This is a genomic window from Helicobacter bilis ATCC 51630, from assembly GCF_000686565.1.
GTDB classification, from domain to species: Bacteria; Campylobacterota; Campylobacteria; order Campylobacterales; family Helicobacteraceae; genus Helicobacter_A; species Helicobacter_A bilis.
Map to the genome: position 1 here is coordinate 1 of NZ_JMKW01000127.1, position 1,154 is coordinate 1,154.

The following is a 1,154-nucleotide window of genomic DNA, read 5'->3' on the forward strand; positions in this document are numbered from 1 at the left end:
GACAAAGAATCTTTTCTAAAAGATTCTAAAAGCTTTAATGAAGCTATGACTAAACTCACAACACATTTAAACACAAACTTTTACACACTTTATAGGGAACGGCATTATAAAGATATAGAGCCTAGAATCTTTGTGGAGGAGATGTTGTTAGATGGCACAAAAGATCCAGATACCTATAAATTTCATATTTTTCAAGGTTTAGAAGATTGTTATATTCAGCTTACTGCCGATAGATTCACAAATTATAAACGCACGATTTTGGATAAAGATTGGAATCTTGCCCCATTTGGCTTCCTTTATGATAATGCAAATAATCCCATTCCGCCAAAGCCCAGTGAGTTAGAGTATCTTAAGAGACTAGCCTTTGTGCTATCCCAAATGTTTGATTATGTGCGTGTGGATTTATACTATATGCCATTTGCTAAGGGGCAAAAAATCGTTGTGGGGGAGCTAACTTTTACGCACGCGTGTGGGACAGAAAGGCTTGTTCCAGAATCTTGGGATAAAAAGCTAGGTGATATGTGGAAGCACACTTCATATAATAGGGGGAGTGATGAAGGCAAATAGTTTTATACAAAATCTTAAGCCCTATATCCCTATCGCACATAAGGTATGGGAGATTCCCAAAAAGCAAAAGATTCTAAAGCTTGATTGGAATGAATCTAGTATGCCGCCATCGCCAAAAGTCCTAACCGCCTTGCAACAAGCCATTTTAAATGATAACTTGCACTGGTATCCAAATACGCACAATGCAGAGTTATTAGCCCTTCTAAGTAATTATGCAAATGTGCCAAGTGAATGTATAGAGATTTTTGCAAGTTCTGATTGTTCGCACGAGTTTATTTTGCAAGTCTTTGGGAGTGTTGGCGATAAAGTGTGTATTGTTGCACCAACTTATGATAATTTCCGCTCAAGGGCTGATGGCATAGGGCTTCAAAGTGTATTTTTTCACACAGATGAAAAGGGCAATATTGATTTTAATTTGCTTGATAATTTTCTTGCAAATACACAACCAAAAATCGTGTATATATGTAATCCAAACAATCCAACTGGCACATTGCACGATATATTGAATCTAGAATTACTTATCACAAAATATGGCGATATGCTGTTTGTCATAGATGAGGCGTATTATGAGTTTTGTGGTAAAAGTG

The 1,154-nt window shown here is 36.7% G+C and carries 2 protein-coding genes; both read left to right on the forward strand.

All coding sequences use genetic code 11. From position 1 onward, the window contains the following. On the forward strand, positions 1 to 567 hold a 567-nt coding region (locus T368_RS14210; protein ID WP_155266244.1), incomplete at its 5' end, for an ATP-grasp fold amidoligase family protein. Then, positions 554 to 1,154 (forward strand): aminotransferase class I/II-fold pyridoxal phosphate-dependent enzyme (locus T368_RS0111620; protein WP_027338515.1); only part of this gene is annotated, 601 nt, incomplete at its 3' end. The genes T368_RS14210 and T368_RS0111620, both read left to right, overlap by 14 nt.